We start from the raw sequence: 25,149 nt of genomic DNA, 5'->3' as shown, positions 1-25,149 counted from the left end.
TAAAAAATCCCTTCTTTCAAGATATAAATCCTCTCATACGCTATTATGCCCATAAACAAAAAAATGATAGCTAGAAACCAAAATTAGAGGTAATCTAGCCATTACTTTTATTTATCTATTTTTTGTTTTACAACCACTATTTTAATGCATCGCTCCAAAAGCAGTCACTTATCAGACTAACTATGAAATGAAATATTTTAAAATTAGTCTAGTATCATATAAGGATAAATTTATTTTTATTTCTTAATTATTTCATTTTAATTAATACCGTTAGTAATTATAGTCTTGTTTTAACACTTTGTCAAGCTTAGGCTATGATTCATAGTTTGTTTGTATATGTAAAAACCCTGCTATCCGCAGGATTATTTGAATTAAAGCAAGTCAGCAAACTCTTCAACAGACTCTTCCTGATTCCAGTTTTCACCAGTAATGGTCGTAAGCATAATACCAGCCACCGCTCGCTCAACCATTCCCTCAACATCCAAGCGTGCTTCATATTGAAGGCAATTTTCAAGTTTAGGATTTGTCTTAGGGCTTGGTGGTGCAAAAACAGTACAACAATCTTCAAAAGGTAAGATTGAAAGATTGAAAGTATCAATCTTCTCAGCAATATCAATTATCTCAATCTTATCCATCGTAACAACAGGGCGGATGACTGGCGTAGTAGTCACTTCATTGATGACTGACATTGAACCAAGTGTTTGACTTGCCACCTGCCCCAAAGATTCTCCATTGATAATCACTTTTCCTCCGCGCTCTTCACGGATACAATCAACCACACGCATCATAAAACGTCTTGTTAGTGTCATCAAATAAGCCTGTGGAGCCTTACTTTTAATTTCTTCTTGAATCTCCGTAAATGGTACTTCAATAAATGTAATTGAACCACCAAAAACAGTCAATTTCGCAGCTAAATCCTTCGCTTTCTTAAGCGCACCAGGCGAGGTATAAGGAGGTGATGCAAAATGAACCGCCTCAATTTCAACACCACGTTTGAGTGCTAAATATCCTGCAACAGGTGAGTCAATTCCACCAGAAAGCATAAGATGACCACGTCCAGCCGTCCCAACAGGCATCCCACCCGCACCTTTAAGCGTTTCATAGCTAAGATAAGCTGCATCTTGCCTAATTTCTACACGTAATGTAATATCAGGCCTTTTCATTTGTACCGCTGCATATTCAAAATGATCAAAGACAACATCACCCAAAGTCAAATTAAGTTCCGTTGAATCTAACTCAAAACCATGGTCTGCACGTTTTGCTGCGATTTTGAAAGTAAGACCCTTCTGATAAATTTCGCCAAACAATCCGACCACAGCTTCTTTCAAAGCTGGAACTGATTTTTCTACCTTGATTGATGGTGAAAAATTTTGGATACCGAATACTTTTGTTAAGCGGCGAGAAACTTCTTCATAATCTGCCCCATTCAACTCAATATGCGCTCTATCGCGTACCGCCGTAATTTTAAGCGATTCAATATCAGATAAAACTTCTCGAATGTTCTTTGCCAAACGATTGATAAAAAATCCTCGATTTTTCCCCTTCGTTGAAAGTTCACCATAGCGAACCATAATTTCGTCGTAAACTACCATATTTCCTATTTCTTTCAGATTTTTTCTGCGAATTCAATTATATCGAGATGTGAGCATGATTACCAAAAAATGATGAAAAATAGGAAATTTCAAGGTTCTTTGCGTAGCAAAGGTTCTGGAATTTCTCTTTTTTACTCATTTATAATCATGCGAACTCAATTATACCAAAAAATAATAAAACTATGTTCTATCTATCGAAAATTCAAAGTATATTTTCTAACTTTTGTTTTTTCAATCTTCTTTTGATTTCATTCCTAGTTTTCTAATACGCTCGGTTAATTTTTTTATAGAAGGTTGGTGCTCATCAAGATAAGTCACACCATAAAATACCCGCTTATATTTCTCTCCTAGTCTTACAAAGGGAATTTCATTATCAATAAAGCGTTTTGATATGATTGAAGCACCAAGTCCAGCATTCAGATGGTTAACAATCAACTCGTTACTGTTCATTGTAACGATGTTTTTCGGAATACTCTCACACTCTTTCAAAAATTGTTCTGTATAATGGTTGACCCCAGAACCTTTTTCACGAATAAAAAATAAATCCGATTCAAGATTCCCTGCAAGTACCAACTCGTCATCATAAATAGGAAAAGTGTTAGTCCGCGCTCCCATCAAAGGTTTTTCAATAATTCCCAAATGCAACTCATGATTAGAAACTAAATCAAAAACTTTATCTGAATTAAAAGTTGAAATTTCCATCTCTAAATGATTAATCTCTGGCATAAATTCTTGAAAAATTTGAGGCATTACACTGCCAGCCACACTATGAGATACTGCAACTTTAAATGACTGTCGTTTAGAAGTGTTCTGCTGGAGCTCCCGCTCTATTTTTGACCATTGCTCCAGTAAATCTACAACCCTGCTGTAGAGCTGGTTTGCCGCTTCGCTTGGGATAACTTCATGATTTTTTCCTCTGAAGAAAAGGGAAGTACCTAGTTCTTCTTCTAGTTTTTTGATTCGCACCGTAACCGTTGGCTGCGAGAAATAGAGCTGTTGTGCTGCACGAGTGAAGCTTTTAGTCTCATACACTGCAACAAAAGTTTTAAATAATGAAAACATCTTTAATTACCTTTTTTAATCAATATGATTATTATAATTTATTTTACAAATAAACTCAAGCGCGCTATAATCACTCTATGAATAATTTTATAAAGAAATCTTTTCACATAGAAAGATTGGGAACTCCTACCGCAAAATCTCCTGTCCAAACTCTAAAAAGAAATATTTGGCCTGGATTAATCATTTGTGCCATTATTGGTCTTGCTTGTATGATTGAAGGTGTCTATTTTCCAGCCCTCAGTGCAAATTTATTGGCAATTTTATTGGGATTCGCTGCTCGCAATCTTTTATCTATTCCAGAAACTCTCGAACCAGGAATTGGTGTAGCTGCAAAGCGTTTACTGCGTTGGGGAGTTGCACTTTTAGGACTTCAAGTTTCTTTGTCAACAGTACTTGGGCTAGGGTGGGGAGTCATTATAACAGATATCTGCGCCGTATCCATTACTTTTGTTGCGACTTTCTTCCTCGGACGTTTGTTAGGTATTGATGAGGATTTAGTTACACTCATTGCCTCTGGATTTTCAATTTGTGGCGCTGCTGCTGTTGCTGGAATCCAAGGTACTGTCAAGGCAACCGAAGAAAAAGTGGCTGCTGCCGTCGCATTGGTCGTTCTGTTTGGAACAATTATGATTGGTGTTGGTCCTCTTATTTATCATTTGCTTGGTATGAGTTTAGGAAATGGTGCCACTCTTATCGGAGGTTCAACTCATGAAGTCGCTCAGGCTGCTGCTGCCGCTGGAATTGCTGGTGGTGGTGCATTATTAACTACTGCAATCTTAGTCAAACTCTTTAGAGTCGCCTTACTTGCTCCAGTTGTTTTTTTACTCGGAATTTTCCGTCGTAAAGAAGTTGAGATTATTGATAAACATGAACTCTATCAAGAGGGCACAAAAGTTAAACGTCCTGCCCTTTTACCTTTGTTTGTTGTTGGATTTATTATCCTGATGTTTATTGCAACACTCAATGTCATTCCAAAACCTATTGCTGCAAATATCAAGTTGCTCCAACAATTTTTTCTTACTACTGCAATGTTTGCACTAGGTCTTGGGGTTCATATCAAATCTCTACGAAAACTTGGCTTTAAACCGCTACTTCTTGGTTTATTCAGTACCATTATCATTATTTTAGTGGTGTTGGTTTGTATTTCTTTGGGACTTGGGGCGCGGATTTAATAATTAAAAAATCAGTCATTAAAATTTGACTGGTTTTTCATTATTTGCTTTCAAACAGCTTCATTTCTATCAATTTTTGGCTGTAAAATCGGTAAAAATGTGATAAAATAGAGAGAATAAAATTTACAAGGAGCTATATTTTGGCTGAAATTGAAGAACTTAATGACCAAATGAAAGTCCGTCGCGAAAAAATGGAAAATCTGCGCGAAGCAGGAATTGACCCATTTGGACATAAATTTACACGTACACATAACTCTGCTGAACTCCACGCAGCATATGATGACAAAACCAAAGAAGAGCTTCATGAGTTTGAACTTCAAGGAGTCGTTGCTGGTCGTTTGATGACAAAACGTGGAAAAGGGAAAGTTGGTTTTGCCCATCTCCAAGACCGTGAAGGCCAGATTCAACTCTATGTCCGCAAAGATGAAGTCGGCGATGAAAACTACGAAATCTTTAAAAAAGCGGATCTCGGGGATTTTCTTGGTGTTGAGGGCGAAATCATGAAGACTGATATGGGCGAACTTTCGATTAAAGCAAAAAAGGTTACTTTCCTTTCTAAAGCCCTTCGCCCACTTCCAGAAAAATTTCATGGTTTGACCGATACTGAAACACGCTATCGCAAACGTTATTTAGACTTGATTTCAAATCGTGAAAGTTTTGAACGCTTCTTGACCCGTTCAAAAATCATTAGCGAAATTCGTCGTTACATGGATGGTCGTGGTTATCTTGAAGTAGAAACTCCCGTTTTGCACAATGAAGCTGGTGGTGCTGCTGCGAAACCATTTTACACCCACCATAATGCTTTGGACTTTGATATGGCGCTGCGTATTGCCTTGGAACTTTACCTAAAACGTCTGATTGTCGGTGGCATGGAAAAAGTCTATGAAATTGGGCGAGTTTTCCGCAATGAAGGAATGGACCAAACACATAATCCTGAGTTTACCATGCTTGAGAGTTATGAGGCTTATGCCGATTTTAATGATATCATGGATTTAACAGAAGGCATTTTCCAACACGTTGCTAAAACGATTGTCGGCAAAGAAGTCATCGAGTACAATGGCAAAGAAATCAATGTCGGCGGCAAATATCGTCGTGTCCACATGGTCGATGCCATCAAAGAATCTACAGGCGTGGACTTCTGGCAAGAAATGACTTTTGATGAAGCGGTCAAATTGGCGGAGCAACACGATATTCATGTCGAAAAACATTTCACAATTGGGCATATCATTAATGAATTTTTCGAGAAATATATTGAAGAAACATTAATTCAGCCGACTTTCGTTTTTGGTCATCCAAAAGAAATCTCGCCGCTTGCCAAGATGAACAAAGAAGATCCACGTTTCACTGATCGTTTTGAGTTTTTCATTGATGGACATGAATTTGCCAATGCTTTTAGCGAGTTAAATGATCCGATTGACCAGCTTGAACGCTTTGAGGCTCAAGCTCGTGATAAAGAATTGGGTGATGACGAAGCAACAGGCATTGACTATGATTATGTTGAAGCTCTTGAGCATGGTATGCCACCGACAGGCGGACTCGGTATCGGGATTGACCGTTTGGTCATGCTTTTCACAGGTACAACTTCAATCCGTGACGTTTTACTCTTCCCAACAATGAAATAATAAAAAATACTCTCGTCAGGACTGATGAGAGTATTTTTTAGTTTAACCAAGCAAGTGACTGCTAAAACTCCTCCATCTTTTAGGCGGAAACTCTAGCAGATTATTCTACTAATATTAGTAGGGAAGAAAAAATTCCCTACTAATGAAGTAATCTCTTCAATTTTGTAAAATACCACTGACAAAGTCATTCTCAAAAACTATCAGTACTGACAAGAATTATTTTTGTGGTTTGTCAGTAAGAAAAAAAGATTCTGTCAGCACTGACAGAACCCTTATACTGTTAAATTATTCTGATTTACCAGAATTATGAGGGGTGCGAACACCACGGAATCCTTGAATACGTTTGATGTCTCCTGTAAATTCCATACACCCCAAATAAGTTCCATCAATATCACGAATCGCATAATAATTAATATAGCAAGTATGTTCTCCCATTGGGAACCATTGTTCATAGTGGTCAGCTGAACCATCATGGAAACTTTCCAAAATTTTCTTGACCGTTGGACGAATGCGTTCTGGTTTTTCTGGATGCAGTTCAAGTAAATTTTTACCTAACTGTTCAACAAAACGTTGGTGCATCCGTTTTTCTCCGTCAGTAAAGTAAACAAATTCATCATTGGCATCAATAAGGTCAATTTCAAATGGAATAGTGTTTAATACTTGGCGCAATAAGTGTAAATTCATCTTACCTGTGGGGAAATTCACGAAACCATCCTCAAAAAAAGTTTTGGCATCTTCTTCTATCAAATTACGTTCTTTCATTTCTTATCTCTCCGTTTTAAACATAAGCATATCTATTTCTAGGTAAGGAGCATTATCCAGATGCTTCTCATACTCCTAGATTACAGTTTTGTTCATCTTTTCTTTATATTTTTATTCAAATTCAAAGCTCGAATCAGCAATATAGACTTGACTTTGAGGTATTCCGACTACCTTTATCTTTTTGTCTCGGCTAATAAAGATTGCTCCATAGACATCTGGATGATTCTCTAGCCAATTCTCAATCGGTTGATTTGCGAAAAACAGTCTTGTCGTCTCAATCTCACCATCAATTGAGCGTTTTGATAAAACTGTAACACTTGCAATCTGATTATTGTGTGGATAGCCCGTTTCAGGGTCAATAATATGATGGTAGGATTTTCCATCTACTTCCATATGTCGCTCTGCGATACCAGAAGTCACAACTGAACTCTCCCTTGTTAATATTTGAGCGATAGAAATACCATTATTATTGAGTGGATTGCGAATTCCAACGCGCCACTTTCTATTTTTTTGATGAGGAGCTTCTCCCATCAAAATTAGATTCCCACCGAGATTAATCATTCCAGAAGAAATCCCATGCGCTCGCCATAAGTCTTGAACTCGGTCAGCGATATATCCTTTTGCAATACCTCCCAAATCAATTTCCATCCCTTTTTTGGGAAGAAAAATAGAAAATTCTTCATCATTAAGAATAATCTCATCGGGGCTGATTAATTTAAGATATTCATCAATCTCTGATTGCTGAGGGAGTCTAGCATCCGAAAATCCAATATGCCATAATTTAACTAAAGGACCAATTGCTGCATTGAAACCAAAATGCTCTTGACTTTTTCCCACTGCAATTTTTGTCAACTGATACACTGGATCCGAAACTTGCACAGCGCTAATACCCGCTGCATCATTGACCATCATCAGTTCTGATTGTTCACGGTTAACTGTAAAAATATCCTCATAATATTTGATGAGACGAAAGCCATCATCCAACAACTGTTCATCAGTTGTTCCATAGATTGTTAAATCAATGACTGTCCCTAATGCCCTATATCGCTTTGATATTTTCTTTGTTGCAATCTTGTCTAATTTTTCCATTAGTGTTCTGATGCACCTGTTGAAGTATCAGGCTGTCCTTTAGCATCTGCAACTTTACCATGAGTTGATTTAGATGCCGAAGTTGCTCCATCTTCTTTAGCTCCCGAATGAAGTCCAATTTCTTCAATCCACCAACCATCACCCTCTTCGAGAATTTGTGCATAGACTGATTTTACCGCTTCATCAGGTTCCTCATATTCTGAAGCCCCCGTATCAGCATCTGAAATCACTGGGAATCCAAGATTAGTATCTTCAATCCACCAACCCTCTCCTTCTTCAAGGAGTGGTACTTTTTCTTCTTGATTTTTACTAGATGATGCTCCTGTACGGTCCGTTGCTAATGCTCGCATTGGTTTCAAGGTCTTTGTATAAGTCACAAAGTTTAAAAAGCAATGCTCCAACCAACCAATTGTTCGTTCATCTACTAACTCATCACGACTATTGAAAGACTCTGCTGCGCGCCCTAATAAAAACTGATTTGATGGTAAAACAAAAGCATCAAGACCTGGTGAACTAAGAATTTGGCGCAAATTTTCTTGCGCAAAGACAGTTCCCATATTCCCCAATGACACACCAACAATCATGACAGGTGTATTCGTCAAGGGATGAAGTGAACCCCATGAAAGCCATTCAATCAGCGATTTTAATCCTGCAGTGATAGAGTGGTCATACTCAGGTGTTGAAAAAATCACACCATCAGCTTCCTCGATTGCTCTTGCAATTTCTAGAACTTTGGTGGGGATTTCTTCGATGTCCTCACAAAAAAGTGGTACATCTGTAATCTCAACAACTTCAATTTGTGCTTGGTTGTTGAAGTGTTTTTTCATATACCAAAGTAACTTTCGATTGTACGAAAAGCTAGCATTGGTGCCGACAATGGCGATATATTTCATCCCATTTCCTCTTTCGCTTTGTAAATACATTGTAATTGTATTCCTTTTCACTAACTTTGTCAAGAAGATATTCAACATTATGTTGTTTTGTCAAATGATTTGTTTCTAGCAGATTTTAAAAGTATTTTAATGTTTACATTATGTATTTTTAGCTCTACATTTATTAGGTTCAATACCGATTTTTTCTTATTTTATCTGTAACATAACTCAGTTGTTATTTTACAAAAACATTTCATAATAAAAACTCCCACATTTATTGTGCGAGTTTCTTTTTCTTATTGTCTGGAAGGTTTAAAGCTTCGTTCATTAATAAAATACCTATAAGTAAGCCAAATAAAGTGCTGATATAATATCCTGGAAGTAAGAGCTTTCCCATCATATTTAAAGAATTTCCTACATTTGTAGCGTCTAAATGTAAAACTTGACTATACGTAAATACACTAACCACTGTAAAAGATATGCCAACGAAAATATTATAAATTCTATTTTTTCCACGCATGATGTAATAAAAGATGAACAAGAGGACTAAAATCAAATACATGACCCAATTTTTCTTTACAAATTCAAATCCAAAATGTGCTTGAAAGCGATAAGTTTCCACACTTATTAGCTTCATGTAAGGTAATAAATAACTTAAAATATATAATACGACTAAGCTTTTAAAAAAGTATTTTTTCATTTTTCCTATCACTATGCTAGCTACTTTAAGAACTGACAAGATTTTAAAGCGGCTATTGCGCTCTGGACTTTAACTACAATGTCAATTTTTCTCATTTTACAGCATATTAAACAATTTTTAAATATACTGATTCATGTCTATCTAGACATCGAATTAGTATAAAAGCAGCTTCTACGCAGACAAACCAATTTATACTAATTACGTATTTTCTGCTGCAAGTTCATCCAGTACAATCTTTGATTCTTTTTCATGTTGTTCGTTTTCTGCTGGTTTCAGATTGAAGAAAGCTCCAACAACAATGATAATCAAAACAATAACTCCTGCTGTAAACACAAGGTCTGGAAGCATTCGTGCCCATAACAATCCTGAAACAAGTGGGCTATGGTAAAAACTTGTTAAGCGAGCGTGCCAATAACCGTGTTCAACTGCATCTGTCAACTGCATATATCCTACTGGAAGTAGAGTAATCACTAGCATCCCAAGAAGTCCCATATTTGTCAACCAAGCGGACCAGACCACCATTTTTTCTCGTTTTGGTGTCCAATATTCTTTCTTAGATACTGAACGCATTGTATAAAGTAGGATTGCAATGGAGAACATTCCGTAAACCCCAGCCATTGAGCCATGAGCATGAGCTGATGTCCATGTTGTTCCATGTTCAAAATAACTAATTGCTGGCAAGTTAATCAAGAACCCAAGCGCACCAGCACCGAAAGCATTCCACAATCCTGTGGCTGCAAGGAAAATGAATGTTCCTTTATAAGGGAACTCTACCCCTGAATCTTTGTAAACCTTATAGTGCGTATAAGCTTCCCAAACCAAGAGACAGAGTGGGACAACTTCGAGGGCGGAAAATGAAGAGCCGAGCGCCAGCCAGATGGAGTTATCGCCCATCCAGTAGTAATGGTGCCCAATCCCAACAACACCAGAGCCGAGGAGCAAAATCATTTGGAAATAGAGCGCACGAATCGTAGATTTGATGGTCGTCAAACGCATATCAACCATGAGCCAACCAATGAGGAGGACGGCGAAGACTTCAAAGACACCCTCAACCCAGAGATGGACAATCCACCAGCGCCAGTAGTCGGCGAAAGTAACGTGTGAGTCGGGCATGATGAAGAGCGATGCCACGTAGAATGATGGAATAGCAAGCGCACCGACAAAAAGCATGGTGGCTAAGTGCTTTCTATCAAAAAGATAACTCGTTTTTGCTTTTTTACGAATGGCGGGGACAAATCCACGACCAAGGATGACGGCCCAGAGTACCATTCCGATGATGAAGAGGACTTGCCAGAATTTACCTAGTTCGATATATTTCCAGCCATATTGTCCGAAGAGCCACCAAACTTTGCCCATCCAGCCCATTGTCCCTGCCCATTCGCCAAGCATTGAACCTGCGACGACAATAATTAATGCCCAAAATAATAAGTCAACGAGCAATCCTTGACGTTTAGGTTCACGTCCAAGGACACGAGGAACAACGTAAATTCCTGTGGCTAGCCAAGAGGTGGCTACCCAGAAAATAACGAGTTGCAAATGCCATGTCAAATCAATTGGAAATGGGAAGATATTTTGGATGTTCCAACCAAAGAAAGAATTTTCGGCGTAGAAGTGACTCATTAATTCTCCAAGCATGATTTGAACAAGGAAAAGGAGAACGACAATCACAAGGTATTTGGCAACTTTACGTTGTGAACTTGTGATTGCTTTATCTGCATCAATGATGGGCAAATCTCCCTCAGCATAACGGTCTGCCATCTCGAGATTGTAGCGACGTTCGTACCAGATGATGATACCAAGACCCGCGACAAGGATGGCTACCGAAATCGCTGACCAAGTGATTGCCGTCATCGAAACATTATTCCCTGCTTCAAGGTCATATGGGAAATTATTGGTATAGGTTGAGCCTCCTTCGGGTCGCTCGGTTGAAGATAACCATGCACCCCAGAAGAAGAAATCAGCGAGGTAATCCACTTGATTTCCTTTGGCTTGATAAGCCCCTGTATTATGTGCTTTAATCAAGTTTTCTGGCAAGCCTGCTTCTGAAGGATTGTTGATAAACATTTTGTGATAATATTGTTCTTCATATTTGAAACCTGCAGCTTGTGCATCGGTCAAGACCAATTGGTGAGTTTTGGTATTGTAACGATTTTTCTTGATTTCTTTGACTACTTGACCTTTGATGCCTTCTTGCTGAATATCAGAAAGGTCTGACCAGTTCTTATTGAACAACTTTTGGGCTTTATATTTATACATTCCTTGAATGTAAATATGTAACGCTTCTGAGCTGTAGTCAGGGCCAAGATAAGCGCCATCTCCAAGATATGAACCATAGTCACCAAGCCCATAGCGCTCATAAGTCGCTTGCCCTGAGATAAGTTGCGTTTTGGTTGCTAAAGTTTTGCCCTGCTCGTTTACAATTTGAGAAGGACGGGGTGCTTCATTTTTGAAAATTGAAAGACCACCAGCAATGAGGATTGAGAATGTTATCACCAATGTGATAAACAGCACATTTCTCAAACGCGCGTAGGGGTTCTTTTGCATTTGTTTACTCCTTTAAAATATGAGCCCGACTGTTCTGAAGTCATGAAAAATATGGAAAATGTGGTTGCCTTTTGCTCTTGCTGCTTTAGCAGCTAAGCAAACGGACAGCGTAGTGGCGAAGCCACGAAGATCTGCTCGAAGAACCGGTTCCATTTTACAATTTTTCACTATCTTCAAGGAGGACGAACTCAGTTACAAGATGTGAGGGGTGCTAGATTTGAAATAATGAAAAATAGGAAAATACGCGTTCTTCGCTTGTGCAGGTTGTTGATTTTATCTTTTTTCACTTTTTTCTAGCCTTTCGAACTCAGTTGGTTGGTTAAGATATGAGCCTGACTCCAAGGATGGTGAACTCAGTTGGTTAAAACGTACGGTTTTCTTTTATGAGTTTAAACGACCCAAACTTGATGATTATACTAGTTTATCTCTCAATCTACGTTACAAATTTAGTAGTTAAACTACAGATATACTGCCTTGTGGCTGCACAACAGACAATTTGCGTAAACGCAAACTTTAATTTCTAAAAGTTCCTTTTAAAAATTAACCAGTATTAGATTTTAAACTAATGACAGACCCGATTTATTGATAAATAATTTTTATGAAAACTTGTCAGTATGCTGACAGAAAATTTTTTAGCTCAGTTTTGATAGAAATTCAAGAATTATTGATAATTTCTAATTCCGTTATTCACTCATGCGTGTCTTGTATCGTTCCTATCCTTTAAAGTTAGGGTGCATCTTTATCGATTTTTACAACAAATCAATCATAGGATAAATATTAAACTTACAGAAATTCCGCTAACCACGGTGGATAGTCGGTTTTTAATTTTATTCTCACTTTGTTTTCCTTTCTATCTTTTTGCAAACGATCTGTGTCTGATTGTGTAGATTGCCAAAAGCAAAATAACAGCCACACTGAGCAAAATTTCCAACCAATTGGGCTGCAATAAATAATGATGCGTCAGCGTTTCTGTTAGTGCTGACAGAAGTTGTGTCAGAAAGAAATTTGCGGAAATAACTCGAATGATACCTGTCATTTGAGAAAATGGAATCATCATTCCTGATAGAAAGAAGCTGACAAACATAATGGGTAGTCCCAGACTACTCGCGATGGCAGGATTTTTAACTCCAAAACCAATAATAATAGAAATGAGGAAAAATGGAATGGCATAAAGGTATAATTTCACGTAATAAAGGAGCACTACACCAAATCTAGGAAGCTGATAATGATAGACAACCACTGCAATCGCAAGAATAACAAGGCTTGATAGAAAAACAATAAGGACAAAACCTAAAATTTGGGCAAGAAGATAGACATATTTATTGGCGCCGCGCCTCTCCAACATCGAATAATATTGGTCAGCGTTATATTTAGAAATCTCTATCGAAAGACTTGCAATACTCGCCGACAACACGGCATACATCATGATAATGCCTAAATTTTCTTGTAGATAACTCGGATTATTTTTTGCAAAAATGACCGAAAATGCAATCATCAGAAAGATTGGAAAACCAAAAACGAAAAAGAGTTGTATCGGAACTCGGAAGCGTAGTTTGAGTTCTATCATAAGATATTTTGAAAAATTATTCATTTTATATTAATTATTAATTTCTGTCAGTGTACTGACAGCTTTCCAGTGGTTAATTTTTAGACACTAATAAACTGACAGAAATTTTAACATTTTCTATCAGTAAAAAAATTGATACAAATCAATGTTTTTTCAATAATAATGTTCTGTCCCATCTCACTAAACGCCTAAAACTGCAAAGCAAAGATTGACGAATCTAGTGCTATCTTTAACTTTACACTACTGTCAAAGTTTCAACTGGAGCTATTGAAGCTGGTATCAAAACATAGTTAAATAAGTCGTCGCACATTTAGTCTGAAATGATTTCGCCAAGGTTTCTTACAAAATCACGTTCATATCTTGTGATTTCCTCATATCTCGTCTCCAAGATATCTGGCATTTTGTCCTTTAAAATCTTATAAGTCCAAGTTTTTTCATCAATCAACTCCTCTGTCAGACCAATTTGTAAACGGTCAAATTGCACCAAAGAAAAGTTAGTCTGAACCAGTTCATCACGTGTAAAGTCCTGTGTAATTCGCCCATTAGCAACAACAACAAAACGATTACACAGACGTAAAGCTTCTTCAATATAGTGAGTGACAAGAAAAAGTGTCGCCTGACTTTCTTCAAAAACTTCTGACAAAAAACTCAATAGTTCATCTCTGGAATTGTAATCTAGCCCCGTTGTAATTTCATCAAGAAAGAAATATTCAGGATTATTTTGTATCGCCGAAATCAAAAACAACTTCTGCTTTTCACCACCAGAAAGTTTAGAAAATCGCTTATCCAAAGCTTTTGTTAAATCAAAATGTTCAGCAAGTCCTAATCCCTTTTCAAAATTCTCTGGACTTTGCGCCAAAACGTATAGTGCTTCTTTAATCTTTAACTCACTCGGCAAATTCTCATGCTGCATGATATAACAGCGATTTTGATTATTAATCTCAAAATCTTCGTCCTCAATTTTTCCTGCTGTGGGTACTAAAGTTTTGTTGATTAAGTTTAAAAGTGTTGTTTTTCCAGAACCATTTTGCCCTAAAATCGCGATACGTTCACCTTTATTGACCTGCAAATTGATAGATTGTAACACTTCCTTATCACCAAACTTAATGGCTAAATTCGTAATTTTCATTTTTTTCTCCAAAATAGAATTTATCATTTTTCATCAGTAAAAAAATTGATACAAATCAAGTTTTGTTGATTATAGATAAACCATTTTACGCATTTTGATGTGCAAAACACACCAGAACACGCTATGGTGCGCCAATCTACGTTCGTGTTCGTTCTCATCAAACTCGTTTGCTTAGACTACCTTAATTGCAGAACAACTACTAAATTAAGACAAACAAAAATGCATCCGAAGATGCATTTATTTCATCAGCGAAGCAAGCCTGTTCGTAAGCTCGTCACACCATTTTCCAAATAAGCTTTCAAGCAAGCCAGAACAAAAGTCCAACCTCCTTTTCCACCCATTAGATTATTTATAATTTCCTCATATTCATAAGTACGAACTTCAGCAAGGACTGGATCTGTCAGCAACCGTTCATACTCTTGGAAACCAACTTCCTTCACCTCAACAATCGTTTTCTCATCAACCTGCGTGAAACTCATCGTAACTGCTCGTTCATCAGAAATCGGTCCCCAAGTCAATAAAATTCGACGATTTTCTCGAATATCCATGATTTGAATCGGTACATTAGCTTCAAATTCCTCATAGCTCAGTATTATTGTTTTTCCTTTTTCCCAACGTTCCGAACTATTTGAAAACCAAAAATTCCCTATCTTTTCAGGATTGACAAAAGCATCAAAAATCTCCGAAGCGGGAGCCGAAATTTCCATCCGTGTATTTATTTCAATCATTTTTTTCCTTTTTCACAAAATAATTTACTGACAGTTTTCTGTCAGCACTGAAAATTTACTGACAACTTTGTCAGCAAGTAAAAAGAGCTTTCGTTTTTTATTTTATCATACATTATTATTTTTCTCGGCTCAAATCTACTTCTTCAAGCGGAATAATTTTTGTATTATATTTCCATTTATATCCAAAATATAAAATAAGAAAGATTGGAATAGCAGCGTACAATGCAAGCCCTTCCCCCAATGACTACTAAAAAGCATAGAAGGATCCAAATTAATCGCAATAGCTGCAGTCATCAAAAGCGCAACCATTGGTCCAAAAGGAAACCATTTTGCTGTATAAGGAAGGTCTTTCAAATCTTTTCCTTGTGCAACATAGGCACGACGAAATCGAATGTGACTGACAGAAATTCCAAGCCAAGCCAGAAAACCTGTCAGTGATGACAAATCTACCAAAAATAGATAAATTTGAGTTCCAAAAATTCCTGTTAAAAATGTGATAAAACAAATGACTGCTGTCGCAAGTAAAGCGTAAAATGGAATACCATTTTTAGCAGTACGTCCAAAAAATTTTGGTGCCCCATTCTCTTGACCTAGTGAATAAAGGATGCGCGTAGAAGCATACATCACAGAGTTTGCGGAAGAAATAACCGAAGTTAAAATCACAGCATTCATCACAGAAGCTGCAAGTGCGAAACCAATGTTTTTAAAGACAATAGTAAATGGACTCATTACTGCCGTTGAGTTTGGATTGAGCAGTCGCGGATCTTTAAAATTAATAATCGCCGCAATAACAATGATTGAAAAAATATAAAAAAGTAAAATCCGCCAGAAAATTGAATTCATCGCTTTCGGAATAGATTGTCCAGGATTTTCTGACTCTCCCGCAGTTACACCAAGTAGCTCTGTTCCCTGAAAAGAAAAACCTGCAATCAGCAATACCCCAACAAATCCAGACACACCACCAACAAATCCATGATTGCCCGCAGTCAAATTAGCTGCCACATCAACATTACCTTGTCCTAAAACACCTACAATCGTTAAAATACCTATAATAAGAAATAGAACAATAGTGATTACCTTTATCGTTGAAAGCCAATATTCCGTTTCACCAAAAGCTCCCACTGCAAGAACATTAATCACAAAAATCAAGATTGTTGCAATTCCAGAAAAAATCCATGAAGGAATATGAGGAAACCAAAATTGAGTAATCAATCCAGCCGTTGTCAAATCAACAGCGATTGTAATTGCACCATTAATCCAATAATTCCACCCCAGAGCAAAACCAAACGCTGGATCAACATATCTCCCCCATAGTCAGAAAATGAACCTGATGTTGGAAGATAAGTCGCCATCTCACCCAATGAAGTCATCACAAAATAAACCATAATCCCGATAAAAACATAAGCAAGTACTGAACCCCACGGTCCGGCTTGACTAATCGTCGCTCCAGAAGTCAAAAACAAACCTGTACCAATCGTGCCACCCAGAGCAATCATTGTAATATGGCGCTGTTTAAGGTTGCGCTTCACCTGATTTTGCTTCTCCAAAATATTTTCCTACATATTAATTTTTCTATCACCAACCATTAAATTTCGTTAGTATGACTTATATATTCTATCACTTTTATGACTTTTGGTCTCAAATCAACCGTTTTATGACAATCTCACTTTAAAACCCCAGAAGATTTCATAATACCGCAGTTGTCACTTTATTCTCAGTGCAACACTAAGATTCTGAGTCAAAGTCATCATCCCCATATCACGAAAATCAAACCATAACATCATTTTTTTGTTTACAACAAATCATCTATAAAGGTATTTCTTCAACTTCTCCAAAAATTCTAGCGCCTCGCTTATCAATTATAGCAGTAATCCACTTACCCGAAGGCTGCCTTAAACCTAACTCAACGAAGTTCCCAAACTTTTTATACTCCACCATTGCCACAGCCATTGTTCCTGAACCACAAGCTGTTTCACAAAACAGAGTATTGATTTTTTTAACCCAAACCACAGGATATATCTCATCATCTTCTACAAAAATAACCCCTAAGCAATCTTCTACAGTTTCCTTATACTTATCAATAAATTTCATCGCCATGTGTTTTGGATTTTGAGGATATCCTATCGAAACAAGATGAGTAATCCCTTCTAACTTCACCTCATACAGGTCATCAGTCAGTTTTTTCACACTCCTTTCAATCGAGTCAATCAATGGAATTTCTGACCAAGCTTGTCCTTTCTCCATTCCTACATTGACCTTTCGCTTTCCCTCACAAACTTCCAAAGCAAGCACTCCATCTGCACCTCCTAGATAATAAAATGCTGCGCAGCGACTTGCGTTACCACAAAACTCACCTCCCGCCATTGAAAGCTTGGGAGGTTGACGAGCCGTTATAAATCCAACTTGTTCTACATTTGGATGTTGGCTCATAATCACTCTATTAATTTCTTGACGTTCTTTTTCGGAAAAGTCATTCCCCTCAACAAGAGCGGTATCATTTCCTGAAGGACGATAAATGTGATAATTATAGTTCATCGTATAACTCCTTATGACGAGTAGCGCTGTTAACTGACCAATCCTATTTTATCAATCACTTACTATCAACTTTGCTCAATCAACTGCTTATAAATAATTGCAACACGCTTCAAAGATTCTAGTGAAACATATTCGTCTGCTTGGTGTGAGGTGTCTGGGCCTGCACCATAAATGATACGTGTTGTGGTCCGCGGAAGAAAACTTGCCTCCGTCATACCATCATCACCCTCAAAATTTCTATCAAATATTCTATCTATCTCCCTCTCTGAAATTTTATTTTCAAAAGGTTCAATATCATTTAAAATTGTAAGTTTTATCGGCTGTTCATTTGATAATCTTTTTATCTCCTCTCTTACTTTTTGATGTTCATTTGGATTCGTTCTAAAGTCTGCAACTATCCAACATTTTTCAGCAGTAGAATTAACCGAATCTCCACCTGAAATCTGCCCAACATTCATACTAGTAAATGGTATTGAAAAATTATGATTGGGTTGACTTTTACGGAGTTCTGCGCTAAAGTTACGAAGCTCATTTATAAAATCTGTCGCTCTGAAAATAGCATTTTTATCATCAGTAGCAACCGAACTATGGACCCTTACTCCTGAAAAATCAACTCTAAACTCAAACAGTCCTTTCCCTGTATTTAACACGCGCTCATCTGTTGGCTCACAAATAATTACGGTTTCTGGAAATTCTTCTTCCGCAATTAAATCACGAATCCCCGCAAATCCAATTTCTTCATCATAGGTAAAATAAAATGTTACTGCTTTTTCCGTTTGGCTTGCAACAAATAACATTGCCGCAATCCCACTTTTCATATCACAAACTCCCAAACCATAAAGCTTATCTCCCTTTTGGACAAGTTCCCACGGATTAGTCGTCCATTTTTCACTTGCTGGCACCGTATCTGTATGACCTAAAAATCCAATTTTACTTTTACCACGTTCTGCCACAAGACAGGCGCCGACATTCTTGAATCTAAAATGATAATCAGTTAGAAAAACTCGAATAAAGTCGAACATCTTTTCTTTTTCTGAATCATTAACTGTATTAAAAGATACCAGTTTTCCCAAAATTTCTTCTATTTTCATGATTAGCACTTCTTCCTCAAAGCAAGTGCGTGCTATTATCCTTAGCGGGATAAAGCAGCATTAGGCTTCGAATTTCGTCCGATTAAATTTATTTTGAACTTGGATAAACATCCTTACCAAACCATTTTTCTGATATTTTTTGAAACTCTCCTGTTTTGTGTAAACTAGCAATTCCTTGATTAATCTTGGAAATAAGTTCTTTATCTGATTTTCTAGCGCCAACTGCTGTTGGAGCTCCAGCAAAACCAGCGCTAAAAACATTATAGTTATCTGTTTGTTTAGCTTGTTTGAGGTAATAGTTTGCATAAATACCATCAACAAGCAAAGCATTAATTCGACCATTTTGTAAATCAAGAAATCCCTGATCAAAGTTACTATATTGCGAAATTGTATTTCCAGAAACGCTATTCTTTAAAACTTTTGGTTCACTTTCAAATTCTTGATATTGCGACGAACCAGATTGCACACCTACTGTTTTTCCTTTCATGTCCTTTGCAGATGTAATACCACTTGATTTTTTAGTAACAAGCACATCTCCACCCTCCATATAGACATTAGAGAAAAGTACAAGCTTTTTGCGCTCTGGTGTGACTGAGTAACCGTTCCAGATTAGATCAATATTACCATTTTTTAGTTCTTGTTCTTTCATTGACCAGTTGATGGGCTGCCATTTCACCTTTATACCATACTTTTTAAAAACTGCATTCGCAAGGTCAATGTCAAATCCTTTATAAGTTCCATCTTTATCTTTAAATCCCATCGGAACAAAAGTATTATCGAAACCAATTGTGATTGACTTGGTTTTCTCCGCTGTCGCCCAAGTGTTAGAACTTTTTGCCTTTGCTTGAGAACAAGCCGAAAGTGTAACAACAGCCAAAACTGCGATAACTGTAACAAGTAATGTTTGTAATTTTTTCATATTTTTTCCTTTTCTTTAAGATGTGAGGAGCACTCGTCCAAAAGCGTAGCAAGTTGCTACTCGCCTTAGCACTTTAGCACCCATAGCGAGAGTAGACAGCGTAGTCCTAAAAGGATGGGGATAGAAAATTAATTAGACGGTTCGTGCGAAAGCACAGTTCTCCAATTTATCTAATCGCCTAGCTTTTAACACTCCGAACACAATTAGTGATCAATATTCAATTTCTTGGATTGACTTTAAGAATTTTATCTGCGATTTTTTCCGCAAACTCTGCATCATGTGTTACGACAATTTGCGTCACACCTGCCTGCTTGTTTGTCAAAATCAAATCGGCAACTTGATTGCGCAATTCTGAATCTAAAGCACTTGTTGGCTCATCATAACCTATAATCTTAGGATTAATCATCATCGCTCTAGCAAGTGCAACACGTTGTTTTTGCCCACCAGATAAAGCATAAGGATAAGTTTTTTCGAAACCTTCCAAATCCAAATTTTTTAGCAAAAATTTCGCTTTCTGTGTTGCTTCTTTTTTAGATTGATTTTGTGTATAAATGGGACTTAGGATAAGATTATCTAAGACCGTTTTGTGTGGAAAGAGTTGAAAGTCTTGAAATACGAAGCCTAGTAAATTTTTATCAAAATATTCTTGATGAAGTGTGACTTCATCATCGTTAAAGCTTATGGTTCCACTATCAATTTTTTCGAGACCAGCGAGCATTCTCAATAACGTTGTTTTACCTCCGCCAGATGGTCCCAAAATCACAAGTGTTTCATTGTCATTAATCGTCAGATTAAAATTTTCAAAAATCTTCTTTTCGCCAAATTTTTTTGTTAAATTTTTAATTTCTAGCATGATTTCTCCTGTAAAGATGTGAGTACGATTATTTATAAATACTAAATCTTTTTTCTGTTATTTTAGCAATGATTGTAAGGATTCCATTGAAAGCAAGATAGAAAAGCCCTGCAATGTAAATCGGTACGAGAGTAATATCTCTGTTCATTGCTGTTTGAGCCGCTAAAGTCACATCCATAATCCCTACGACGTATACAAGAGAACTATCTTTTACAAGGTTAATTACCTCATTCATTACACTAGGGAGAACGATTTTGACTACTTGGGGAAGAATAATCAACCGTGTTGTTTGCCATTTACTGAGTTTTAATACTTTAGCTGCTTCGTATTGTCCCTCTGGAATAGCTCCAATGCCACCGCGGAAGATTTCAGCGAAATAAGCCGCATAATTTAATACAAAAGCAATCAAAACTGATAGCAGACGATTGGTAATCGTTATTCCAATCAAGGGTAATCCAAAATAGACTGTGATAATTTGTAAAAGTAAGGGAGTACCACGCATCACCCAGATGTAAAAATTTAAGATCCATTTTACGATAGGAACACGAAGAAGATAAGCAAAAATGATCCCTAGCGGAATAGAAATAATCAATGTAATCACAAAAACTTGAAGTGTGATAATAAATCCCTGAGCAAGTTGGGGAAGAATCCCAATAATATAAGACATTTTGTTTCCTTTCTCGACTGAAAATAAAGAATTTTCAGACTTATCTTTCTAAAGAAATAACCTTTGCTTTTACGACTATTTTAAGCATTAAGCCAAAAATATCTTTCACAAAGGTGAGTACGAGCAAATAAAAAGACCGATTGTCTTTAACAACCGGTCTCTTGAGAATCACCGGCATAGATACTTGAGCGTACTCAAAAGTTGTATCTATACCTTTGTATGATACAACCTCTACCTATGCACATGATGATGACGTGAAGTAAAGTTTTTCATTTGTGATTCTCCTTTCGATGTTTTTTTATTATTCTATACCTTTTCTTTTGAAATTGCAAGAGATAACTTGATAAAAATTTATAATTACTTATTTTTATGATAAAATACTCATATGAATAAGAAAAAAACTTCTATTATTTTTGGACTGCTTGGCATTATTTTAGTAGCAGCCATCGCATTTTTGATTTACTCTGCAAATAGAAAACCTGCTGATTCTTCAAAAAATACTTCTCAAACAACGCAATCGACTGCTAAAGCTGCTGATTATCCAACAGATTATACTTTGCATCCCGCAGTTAAGAATTCTACAAAGGCACTTAACGACCTAGCATTGCCTCAACTTTCAACGGCTGTAGCAAGTGATGAGGCTGAGGTGCAGATTCAAACAACTGCTGGAAATATTAACATTAAACTCTTTCCTAAGATTGCTCCTAATGCAGTTCAAAACTTCCTTGTCCTCGCCAAACATAACTATTACAAGAACAATGAGTTTTTCCGTGTGATTAAGGATTTCATGATTCAAACAGGTGATCCCTCTAATCAAGGAACGGGTAGTGCTTCGATTTTTGGTGGGAAACCTTTTGATACTGAGATTTCAAATCAGCTTTATAACATTCGTGGTGCGTTAGCTCTTGCTAATACTGGACAACCAACTTCTAGTAGCTCACAATTTTTCATTGTCCAAAATTCACAAGACATGACAAGTCAAATTCAAGATAAGAGTAAATATCCACAAAAAATTATTGATGCTTACAAAAAAGGGGGATATCCTAGTCTTGATGGTAGTTATACTGTCTTTGGACAAGTCATCTCAGGAATGGATGTTGTGGACAAGATTGCTTCAGCCGAGGTTCAAGCTAACTCAACAAGCGGTGAACAATCATCACCTGTTCATCCTGAAAAAATTACTGGTGTAAAAATCATCAAAGATTGGAAATTCTAATTCATATAGAAAGTAAAAATTACTGACAAGCTTGTCAGTAATTTTTTGTTTTTATAAAATTCTGTCAGTTTAATGCGACCAAAGTGAGCATTATCAGTAGATAAGAGAACGCTCAGCTTTGATGAGTGTTCTGTCAGTATACTGACAGGATTTATGTCAGTAATCTTTTCATATCTTCTGGCATATCAAGTTCGATATGCACCATTTCGTCAGTAAAAGGATGTAAAAACTGTAAATGATGACAATGAAGTGCTTGACGCTCAAGCAAATCATGGTTGCCCCCATACAAATCATCACCAATAAGTGGATAACCCAGATGAGAAAAATGAACGCGAATCTGATGGGTACGACCTGTGTGCAACGTAATGTCTAATAAAGCTAAATTATTTTTTCTGTCAGCACTGATAAAACTTGTCAGCGCTGTTTTTGCCTTTTCATCCCTCCTCACTTGACGCTTAATGATAGAATCATCACATCGACCAATAGGTAAGTCAATCTCACCAGAATCGGGAAGTCCCTCGCTATTTACAAGAGCAAAATATCTTTTTTCTAGAGTGTCACGAAACTTATGTTGTACCATCAGTGCATGAGCATAGCGATGTTTGGCAAAAAACATAATTCCACTCGTATCACGGTCAAGACGTGTAATAATATGAACTGTCTGATTCGCATAATTTTGTCTGGAAATATATCCTTTGACAGCATTTGACATCGCACCTGTAGGATGCAAAGAACCTGTAATTGAAGGTTTACCTGCTGGTTTTTCAACAACTAAATAGTGTTCATCTTCAAATAAAATATTTAGTGGAATATCATCAGGCACTAAAAATTCATTGTCTGGTTCATTGGGTGTTGTAATAGTCACAACATCTCCAAGATGCAGTTTATGAATCGCATTTTGCTCCTCACCATTGACCGTAATCAACCCGCCATCAAACTTTATCTTTGCCAGCAGTCTCTTTGAAACGCCATGTCGCCCAAGCATTGATTTGACCATGCTTCCCTCAATATCATTCGTGAAGGCGAATTGCATTATTCAACCTCCCCGATGAAAGATTTACTCACTCGCTCCCAAAATGGAGTATGTGCACAGTTTGCAAAAGATATTGTCGTGCCATCCAAACTATATTCAATTGATTCAATATTTTTATATTCAAAGGTCAACTGGTCAAAGGTTAAACTATAATCATCTTCTGGTGCAGGGCACACCCTTATCGTATCTTTTTCAGCGACAATCATAGGAGAACCCAGAGTGCGGTAAACAACATTGTTCAAACTTGCAATTTCAGCAATCTGCATCGCTTTTACTCTTGGATGCATGACCGCACCACCGATTGATTTATTATAAGCCGTTGACCCTGTTGGTGTCGCGATGGATAGACCATCCCCACGAAAACGCTCAAATAAATAATCCGAGATTCGTACATCTACTACCATGGTCTTACTTGCTCTGCGGATCGTTGATTCGTTAAGTACATGACGGACAATTTTATAACCATCTGTAAAATTCACCTGAACTTTAATTAGAGGATAGCGAATCGCCTTTGCTGGATTTTCTCCGTACAATGCTTCAACCACTTCAAATAACTCTTCGTCTGTAAAATCAGTATAAAAACCCAAATGCCCTGTATGCACTCCCAAAAAACGTACTTTATCTAATTGATATTCATACATATGCATCGCGCGTAATAAAGTACCATCACCACCTACAGAGATTACAATCTCAGGATTAATATCATCAAAAATAAAGTGCTCGGCTTTTAAAATCTTGCTCAATTTATCCATCGTCTTTTTCGATTTTGCGCTTGAATTTCCGATGAGCCAGATTTTTTTACCAAAGTTCATTATCTTCTCCGTTTTCTTTCTTAAAGTCTTGTTTTTGTTGCGGACGGTCAAAGAGTAGCTGTGCTTCCTGAATATCCTCTCGAATCTCGCCCATTTCCGCATCAAGTTGAGCAGCTTCTCTCGCAGCATTTGTCAAACGTGCTTTAACATCATCAGGAATTAAACCACCATACTTGTAATTCAGCGAATGTTCAATTGTTGCCCAAAAATTCATCGCTAAAGTTCTAATCTGAATTTCCGCATTCACAATCTGAAATCCTTCGATCGTATCAATCGGATACTCAATGATGACATGATAAGAGCGATAACCTGAAGCTTTTTGGTGATTAATATAATCCCTTTCTTCAACAATTTTGAAATCTTTACGTTTACGCAAAAGTTCAAGCACATCCCAAACATCATCAACAAACTGCACCATAACCCTGATACCAGCAATATCCTCCATCTCAGATAAAGTATCTCTAGTATAACCACGCATTTTTGCTTTATTGATGATTGATTCACGTCTTTTGACGCGTCCTGTAACGAATTCAATAGGTGAATATAGACCTTTTTTCAAATATTGCTTACGCACTCCACGTAACTTGATTTTCAATTCTCCGACCGTTTGGATATACGGGTCGAGAAACTCTTCCCAATTAAACATAATTTTATAATGCAAGAATAATATTTCCATGTATCGCTCTACATCAATATACGAAAAACAAATAACAGCCAACACTATTTTTTATACTAGTTCATCTCTAAAAATCCCTAAGAATTCATGGTAATTTTCTTGCGTTTTCCTTTCTTATTTTGTTTATTCTGTACTTTATCGCGAGATGAAACTTCGTGATTTTATTTCATTTTTTCCGTCTTTAATTACATCTAATATTTTAACATAACTTATCTTGTTTCTCATCAGTTGTTGTTACTTTATCATATATTTATCTTTATTTATACTAGTCCGCCTCTAAATCTGCTAACGCAGATACACTTAATAGCAAGCGAATAGATACCTGTGGTGTGAATCGAATGGCGCACGAAGTGCGTGTCTTGCGATGATTGGTAAATACATTTTTTGAACTCTGAATTTTTTAGGTGTTTTTACTCAACTTTACTTCTATCTTAGGTTTTGCTATACTTTTAGTTAATATCTATTTTTAACATATCTGAAAGGAAAGCTGTTTTTACTATAATTGTTT

Annotated in this window: 21 protein-coding genes and 1 pseudogene; 3 read left to right on the top strand and 19 right to left on the bottom strand. The window is 36.9% G+C overall.

Going from position 1 to position 25,149, the window contains the following annotated elements:
• Positions 1–371: 371 nt before the first annotated feature.
• Together thiI and D7I46_RS12400 are read right to left on the bottom strand one after the other, a co-directional pair.
• Positions 372–1,592 (bottom strand): tRNA uracil 4-sulfurtransferase ThiI, encoded by a 1,221-nt coding sequence (gene thiI, locus D7I46_RS12405; RefSeq protein ID WP_120773153.1) that lies wholly within the window; start codon positions 1,590–1,592, stop codon positions 372–374.
• A 231-nt stretch (positions 1,593–1,823) separates the two neighbouring features.
• Complete coding sequence (locus D7I46_RS12400) at positions 1,824–2,654, bottom strand: LysR family transcriptional regulator (protein ID WP_120773152.1); 831 nt, start codon at positions 2,652–2,654, stop codon at positions 1,824–1,826.
• A gap of 116 nt (positions 2,655–2,770) precedes the next feature.
• Between D7I46_RS12400 and D7I46_RS12395 the strand changes: the two genes are divergently transcribed.
• Both D7I46_RS12395 and lysS read left to right on the top strand, forming a co-directional pair.
• The gene (locus tag D7I46_RS12395) at positions 2,771–3,826 is read left to right on the top strand and encodes a YeiH family protein (RefSeq protein ID WP_162930911.1); all 1,056 of its coding nucleotides are present in this window, start codon (positions 2,771–2,773) and stop codon (positions 3,824–3,826) included.
• 170 nt (positions 3,827–3,996) lie between these two features.
• Positions 3,997–5,448: a lysine--tRNA ligase gene (lysS, locus tag D7I46_RS12390; protein ID WP_162930946.1), complete on the top strand. Its 1,452-nt coding sequence runs from the start codon at positions 3,997–3,999 to the stop codon at positions 5,446–5,448.
• Positions 5,449–5,733: 285 nt separating this feature from the next.
• Here the strand turns inward: lysS and D7I46_RS12385 are convergent, their stop codons facing one another.
• The 14 genes and pseudogenes from D7I46_RS12385 to D7I46_RS12315 all read right to left on the bottom strand — a co-directional run bounded on the left by D7I46_RS12385 (position 5,734) and on the right by D7I46_RS12315 (position 20,904).
• Complete coding sequence (locus tag D7I46_RS12385; RefSeq protein ID WP_120773149.1) at positions 5,734–6,210, bottom strand: PAS domain-containing protein; 477 nt, start codon at positions 6,208–6,210, stop codon at positions 5,734–5,736.
• A gap of 111 nt (positions 6,211–6,321) precedes the next feature.
• Positions 6,322–7,299: an FAD:protein FMN transferase gene (locus tag D7I46_RS12380; protein ID WP_120773148.1), complete on the bottom strand. Its 978-nt coding sequence runs from the start codon at positions 7,297–7,299 to the stop codon at positions 6,322–6,324.
• Entirely contained in the window at positions 7,299–8,192 is an 894-nt protein-coding gene (locus D7I46_RS12375) for an NADPH-dependent FMN reductase (RefSeq protein WP_120773384.1), read from the bottom strand. The genes D7I46_RS12380 and D7I46_RS12375 overlap by 1 nt, the downstream gene beginning before the upstream one ends.
• Positions 8,193–8,445: 253 nt before the next feature.
• The gene (locus D7I46_RS12370; RefSeq protein WP_120773147.1) at positions 8,446–8,871 is read right to left on the bottom strand and encodes a hypothetical protein; all 426 of its coding nucleotides are present in this window, start codon (positions 8,869–8,871) and stop codon (positions 8,446–8,448) included.
• A 198-nt stretch (positions 8,872–9,069) separates the two neighbouring features.
• Positions 9,070–11,415: a nitric-oxide reductase large subunit gene (locus D7I46_RS12365; protein ID WP_120773146.1), complete on the bottom strand. Its 2,346-nt coding sequence runs from the start codon at positions 11,413–11,415 to the stop codon at positions 9,070–9,072.
• An 850-nt stretch (positions 11,416–12,265) separates the two neighbouring features.
• On the bottom strand, positions 12,266–13,006 hold the full coding sequence (locus tag D7I46_RS12360; protein WP_240424447.1) for an ABC transporter permease: 741 nt from the start codon (positions 13,004–13,006) through the stop codon (positions 12,266–12,268).
• Positions 13,007–13,292: 286 nt separating this feature from the next.
• Complete coding sequence (locus D7I46_RS12355; RefSeq protein ID WP_162930910.1) at positions 13,293–14,111, bottom strand: ATP-binding cassette domain-containing protein; 819 nt, start codon at positions 14,109–14,111, stop codon at positions 13,293–13,295.
• Positions 14,112–14,356: 245 nt separating this feature from the next.
• Positions 14,357–14,839: an SRPBCC domain-containing protein gene (locus D7I46_RS12350; protein ID WP_205570819.1), complete on the bottom strand. Its 483-nt coding sequence runs from the start codon at positions 14,837–14,839 to the stop codon at positions 14,357–14,359.
• Positions 14,840–14,974: 135 nt separating this feature from the next.
• Positions 14,975–16,335 (bottom strand): annotated as a pseudogene (locus tag D7I46_RS12345) (amino acid permease).
• A 310-nt stretch (positions 16,336–16,645) separates the two neighbouring features.
• The gene (locus D7I46_RS12340; protein ID WP_162930909.1) at positions 16,646–17,374 is read right to left on the bottom strand and encodes a histidine racemase CntK family protein; all 729 of its coding nucleotides are present in this window, start codon (positions 17,372–17,374) and stop codon (positions 16,646–16,648) included.
• 65 nt (positions 17,375–17,439) lie between these two features.
• Complete coding sequence (locus tag D7I46_RS12330) at positions 17,440–18,465, bottom strand: M20/M25/M40 family metallo-hydrolase (RefSeq protein ID WP_120773142.1); 1,026 nt, start codon at positions 18,463–18,465, stop codon at positions 17,440–17,442.
• An 88-nt stretch (positions 18,466–18,553) separates the two neighbouring features.
• A complete protein-coding gene (locus D7I46_RS12325) occupies positions 18,554–19,384 on the bottom strand; it encodes an amino acid ABC transporter substrate-binding protein (RefSeq protein WP_120773141.1) in 831 nt (276 codons plus the stop codon).
• Between the two features lie 217 nt (positions 19,385–19,601).
• Positions 19,602–20,237, bottom strand: coding sequence for an amino acid ABC transporter ATP-binding protein (locus D7I46_RS12320; protein ID WP_120773140.1), 636 nt, complete (start codon positions 20,235–20,237; stop codon positions 19,602–19,604).
• Between the two features lie 28 nt (positions 20,238–20,265).
• Positions 20,266–20,904: an amino acid ABC transporter permease gene (locus tag D7I46_RS12315; protein ID WP_120773139.1), complete on the bottom strand. Its 639-nt coding sequence runs from the start codon at positions 20,902–20,904 to the stop codon at positions 20,266–20,268.
• 385 nt (positions 20,905–21,289) lie between these two features.
• Between D7I46_RS12315 and D7I46_RS12310 the strand changes: the two genes are divergently transcribed.
• Complete coding sequence (locus D7I46_RS12310) at positions 21,290–22,120, top strand: peptidylprolyl isomerase (RefSeq protein WP_120773138.1); 831 nt, start codon at positions 21,290–21,292, stop codon at positions 22,118–22,120.
• 151 nt (positions 22,121–22,271) lie between these two features.
• On the opposite strand, the gene D7I46_RS12305 is transcribed toward D7I46_RS12310, so the two are convergent.
• Genes D7I46_RS12305 through D7I46_RS12295 form a run of 3 tightly spaced genes read right to left on the bottom strand, consistent with a single transcriptional unit; the run spans position 22,272 to position 24,611 of the window.
• Positions 22,272–23,153, bottom strand: a complete 882-nt coding sequence (locus tag D7I46_RS12305; protein WP_120773137.1) for an RluA family pseudouridine synthase — start codon at positions 23,151–23,153, stop codon at positions 22,272–22,274.
• Positions 23,153–23,965 (bottom strand): NAD kinase, encoded by an 813-nt coding sequence (locus D7I46_RS12300; protein ID WP_120773136.1) that lies wholly within the window; start codon positions 23,963–23,965, stop codon positions 23,153–23,155. The genes D7I46_RS12305 and D7I46_RS12300 overlap by 1 nt, the downstream gene beginning before the upstream one ends.
• Positions 23,952–24,611, bottom strand: coding sequence for a GTP pyrophosphokinase (locus D7I46_RS12295; RefSeq protein WP_120773135.1), 660 nt, complete (start codon positions 24,609–24,611; stop codon positions 23,952–23,954). Before D7I46_RS12295 ends, D7I46_RS12300 begins: the two co-directional genes overlap by 14 nt.
• Positions 24,612–25,149: the final 538 nt, after the last annotated feature.

Origin of the sequence: Lactococcus allomyrinae (assembly GCF_003627095.1) — a bacterium.
Classification (GTDB): Bacteria; Bacillota; Bacilli; order Lactobacillales; family Streptococcaceae; genus Lactococcus; species Lactococcus allomyrinae.
The sequence above is the reverse complement of the archived record's forward strand: the minus strand, read 5'-3'. Positions and strand labels throughout refer to the sequence as shown.